The organism is Nocardioides sp., from assembly GCF_031422975.1.
Taxonomy (GTDB): Bacteria; Actinomycetota; Actinomycetes; order Propionibacteriales; family Nocardioidaceae; genus Nocardioides.
In genome coordinates, this window is record NZ_JANPEO010000126.1 from 1 (window position 1) to 4,508 (window position 4,508).

Annotated in this window: 6 protein-coding genes; 2 read left to right on the forward strand and 4 right to left on the reverse strand. The window is 69.1% G+C overall.

All coding sequences use genetic code 11. The features are described 5' to 3' along the window. From rpsL to RMO85_RS04075, 4 genes are all read right to left on the reverse strand, one after another. On the reverse strand, positions 1-298 hold a 298-nt coding region (gene rpsL, locus RMO85_RS04060; protein WP_310526635.1), incomplete at its 3' end, for a 30S ribosomal protein S12. A gap of 173 nt (positions 299-471) precedes the next feature. Beyond that, the gene (locus tag RMO85_RS04065; protein WP_310526628.1) at positions 472-1,734 is read right to left on the reverse strand and encodes an MFS transporter; all 1,263 of its coding nucleotides are present in this window, start codon (positions 1,732-1,734) and stop codon (positions 472-474) included. A gap of 23 nt (positions 1,735-1,757) precedes the next feature. Beyond that, positions 1,758-2,207 (reverse strand): MarR family transcriptional regulator, encoded by a 450-nt coding sequence (locus tag RMO85_RS04070; protein WP_310526630.1) that lies wholly within the window; start codon positions 2,205-2,207, stop codon positions 1,758-1,760. A 78-nt stretch (positions 2,208-2,285) separates the two neighbouring features. Beyond that, positions 2,286-3,746, reverse strand: a complete 1,461-nt coding sequence (locus RMO85_RS04075) for an NCS2 family permease (protein WP_310526631.1) — start codon at positions 3,744-3,746, stop codon at positions 2,286-2,288. Positions 3,747-3,816: 70 nt separating this feature from the next. Between RMO85_RS04075 and RMO85_RS04080 the strand changes: the two genes are divergently transcribed. Both RMO85_RS04080 and RMO85_RS04085 read left to right on the forward strand, forming a co-directional pair. Beyond that, on the forward strand, positions 3,817-4,101 hold the full coding sequence (locus tag RMO85_RS04080) for a DUF2530 domain-containing protein (protein WP_310526633.1): 285 nt from the start codon (positions 3,817-3,819) through the stop codon (positions 4,099-4,101). Between the two features lie 6 nt (positions 4,102-4,107). Continuing rightward, on the forward strand, positions 4,108-4,508 hold a 401-nt coding region (locus RMO85_RS04085; RefSeq protein ID WP_310526634.1), incomplete at its 3' end, for a class I SAM-dependent methyltransferase.

The window sequence follows — 4,508 nt, forward strand, 5'->3', positions numbered from 1 at the left end:
CGCGAATGATCTTGTAACGAACACCCGGAAGGTCCTTCACCCGGCCGCCGCGCACGAGCACGATCGAGTGCTCTTGCAGGTTGTGCCCCACGCCTGGGATGTACGCCGTAACCTCGACGCCGCTGGACAGGCGCACACGTGCGACCTTGCGCAGAGCGGAGTTCGGCTTCTTCGGAGTGGTGGTGTAGACGCGGGTGCAAACACCGCGTCGCTGGGGCGAACCCTTGAGGGCAGGTGTCTTGCTCTTGGACACCTTGTCCTGGCGGCCCTTGCGGACCAACTGCTGAATGGTGGGCACCGAGTGGTTCCCTTTCTTTGGTTTGATCTCTCGCAACGGCGCTCTGCCGAGGCGGGTCGTGTCGGGAACAGCCACGGTGAGGTGGTTGGTGCCCGGCTGCGCACTGCGCAGGTGACGCGTGTCCGGGCCGATTCAGGGCACGCCTGAGCACAGGCCAAACACGAGGAGTCAATCTACCGGGGGGTCCACGACCGGTCAAAACGCGGAGAGGCGCTGAGCGTGACGCCCTTGGACCGGGCGAACAGCACGCTCGCCAGCGCGATGCCGGTGATCGTCAGGAGGCCGCCCAGGATGAGCGTCCAGCGAGCACCGAAGGCCTCCCCGATCCAGCCGATCACGGGCGCCCCGACGGGCGTGCCGCCCATGAAGATCATCATGTAGAGCGCCATCACCCGCCCGCGCACGCCCGGCTCGGTGTGCAGCTGCATGTAGGCGTTGGCGCTGGTGATGAGCGTCAGCGCCGAGATGCCGATCAGCGGGGTCATCAGCGCGAACGTGAGATAGGAGGGCATCAGGCCCGACAGCGTGACGAGCGCACCGAAGACCAGCCCGGCGCCGATCACCAGCCGCTGGCGGACCCGCTCACGCCGAGCGGCCAGGAGGGCGCCGCTCAGCGAGCCCACGGCCAGGAAGGTGCCCAGCAGGCCGTACTGCGTCGGGCCCTTGTCGAAGACCTCGGTGGCCATCAGGGCGCTGGTCATCTGGAAGTTCAGGCCGAAGGTGCCCGCACTGAAGACGACCGCCAGGATCAGCATCAGGTCGGAGCGGGCGCGGACGTAGGCGAAGCCCTCCCGGATCGCTCCCGGGCCACGATGGGTGAGCGCGGGTGAGTCCAGAAGGGTGGCGTCCATGCTGCGCAACGTCAGGACGGGCGCGGCATAGGAGACGGCGTTGAGCAGGATCACCCAGCCGGTGGCCACGACTCCCCCGCCGAACGCTGCGATCAGCAGGCCGGCGACACCCGGACCGACCAGCCGGGCGGCGTTGAAGCTCGCCGAGTTGAGGCCCACCGCATTGGTGAGGTCGTCTGCCTCGACGATCTCGGAGACGAACGACTGCCGCGCCGGCGCGTCGAAGGCGGCGGCCAGGCCGAGCACGAAGGCGAGGACGTAGACGTGCCAGATCTGGGCGGTGCCGGTGACGGCGAGCAGACCCAGCAGGAGCGCCGGCACGGCCATCGCCATGTTGGTGATCTGGAGCAGCCGCCGCTTCGGCATCCGGTCGGCGACCAGGCCGGAGAACGGTCCGAGCAGCAGGAACGGGAGGAACTGCAGGCCCGTCGCGATGCCGAGGGCGGCGCCGGAGTTGCCGGTCAGCTGGAGCACGAGCCAGTCCTGCGCGACGCGCTGCATCCACGTGCCCGTGTTGGACACGACCCCGCCTGCGGCGTACAGGCGGTAGTTGGGGTTGCGCAGCGAGCGGAAGGTGGGACTCAAGGCTGTGTTCGTGCTCCTGGGATTCAGTCGGCCTGGGAGAGCCGGTCGAGGATGGGGGCGGCGCGACGCAGGGCGGCGCGCTCGTCGGGGGACAGGTGGGTGAGCTGGACCGCGAGCCAGGCGTCGCGACGCGAACGGTCGGCGAGGACCACCTCACGGCCGTGGTCGGTCAGGGACACGACGACGACGCGCCCGTCGGTCGCGTGCGGGCTCCTCGCCACGGTGCCGAGGTCCTCCAGGCACGTCACGGTGCGCGTCATGGACGGTGGCTGGACCCGCTCCAGGCGGGCGAGCTCACCGATGGTCAGGTCCCCCCGCCTCAGCAGGAGCCCGAGCACCGCCATCTGGCCGAGGCTCAGGTCGTTGTCGGGGTGCCGCTCGTTGGCCAGGCGACGGCGCAGCCGCATGACGCCGACCCGGAGCTCGGCGGCGAGCCCCGCGTCCGTGCGGGCAACGGCTTCAGTGGTAGGCATAACACTTAGCATAACTCATTAGTTGTGCTAAGCATTCCCGCACGGTGAGAGCCGCGTGGACGCACGCGGGCGAGAGGCTCAGCCCACCCAGGCGGAGATCGGGCTGATCGCGAAGTAGAGGACGAACATCGCCGCGACGACCCACATCAGCGGGTGGATGTCGCCGGCCTTGCCGCGCACGAGCTTGATCAGCACGTAGGCCAGGAAGCCGGCGCCGATGCCCGCAGAGATCGAGTAGGTGAACGGCATCAGCACGATCGTCAAGAAGGCCGGCAGCGCGATCTCGAGGTCGTCCCAGTCGATGCCGCGGACCTGCTGCATCATCAGGAAGCCGACGAGCACGAGCGCCGGGACGGCGGCCTCGTTGGGGATGATCTCGACCACCGGCGAGAACAGCGTGGCCAGCAGGAACAGCACGCCGGTGACGACCGAGGCGAGACCGGTGCGGGCACCCTCGCCGACACCGGACGCGCTCTCGATGTAGGAGGTGTTGCTGGACACGCTCGCGGCGCCACCCGCCGCGGCAGCGATCGAGTCGACGATCAGGATGCGCTTGGTGTTGGGCGGGTTGCCCTCGGCGTCGAGCAGGCCGGCCTCGGCGCCGATCGCGGTCATGGTGCCCATGGTGTCGAAGAAGTCGGCGAGCAGCAGGGTGAAGACGAGCAGGACGACCGTGACGAAGCCGGCGTTCTCCCACGAGCCGAGCAGGTTGAAGTTGCCGATCAGGCCGAAGTCCGGGACGTCGACGACCTTGTCCGGGAGCGCCGGCACGTTGAGGTTCCAGCCCTTGGGGTTGACCCCGTCCGCGGTGAACGTCGGACCGACGTCGGCAACCTTCTCGACGATGATCGCGATGACGGTGGTGATCGCGATCGAGATCAGGATCGCGCCCTTGACGTGCCGCACGTAGAGGGCGATGACGAGGACCAGCCCGACCGCGAACACGAAGACGGGCCAGCCGGCGAGCTGGCCGCCGATGCCCAGCTCGACGGGGACGGGACCGGCTCCGGTGCGGCGTACGAACCCGGCATCGACCAGTCCGATGAGGGCGATGAACAGCCCGATGCCGACCGAGATGGCGATCTTGAGCTGGGCGGGTACGGCGTGGAAGACCGCCTCACGGAAGCCGGTCAGGACCAGCACGAGGATGACCAGGCCCTCGATCACGACAAGACCCATCGCGTCGGCCCACGTCATCTGGCTGGCGACCGAGAACGTGACGAACGCGTTGAGGCCGAGTCCCGTCGCGAGGGCGAGGGGGTAGTTGGCCACGACGCCCATCAGGATCGTGAGCACGCCGGCCGCCAGCGCCGTCGCGGCCGCGATCTGCGGGAAGGTGCCGACGACATCGCCGTTGATGTCCTTGCCCTGCAGCAGGATGATGGGGTTCAGGACGATGATGTAGGCCATCGTCAGGAACGTCACGATGCCGCCGCGGACCTCACGACCCAGGGTCGACCCACGCTCGCTGATCCGGAAGAACCCGTCGAGTCCGCGGGTGCTGGTGGGCTGCTGGGGCTTGCGGGTCTTCTTGGTCACGAACACGGAGTGTGGCAGAAGCGTCCTTCGTCCGTGTTTCGCCCCCGACCCCCGCGTGTAGCGTGGCCGTGTGGACCTGGGCGACGAGCAGCCGACACGGCACGAGATCGGCAACCGCACCTACATCGTCGCCGACGTCGACCCGCTCGACGTGGACGGCATCCGCACCGTCAGCGTGGGCGTCGGCCTGTGGCTGCTGGGCTTCGTGGCCCTGCTCCCCTTCTACGGCCGGCTCGAGGAGTCCGGCCGCGGCTGGTGGCTGTGGACCTGCCTGGCCGGGTTCGGCCTCGGCCTCCTCGGCTGGGAGTACTGCCGCCGCCGCAAGCACACCCGCGACGAGCGTCGCGGTCACTGAGGCTCGATGGACGGCTTCGACCCGGCGGCGAGCTTCGGACCCGACGCGGCGAGCCGGTACGACGCGTCTCCCCGCGGTGACGAGGCGGAGACCGTCGACCTCCTCGCCCTTCTCGCCGGCGACGGCCCGGCGCTCGAGCTGGCCATCGGGACCGGCCGGGTGGCGCTGCCTCTGGCCGGACGTGGTCTCCGGGTGGACGGGATCGAGCTCTCCCCGGCGATGATCGACCGGCTGCGGGCCAAGCCGGGCGGCGCCGACCACGCGGTCACGCTGGGCGACATGACCACCGCCGGCACCGGCACGTCGTACCCGCTGGTGTTCCTGGTCTTCAACACGATCTTCAACCTGCTCACCCAGGACGAGCAGGTCGAGTGCTTCCGCAACGCGGCGCGGCACCTCACCGACAC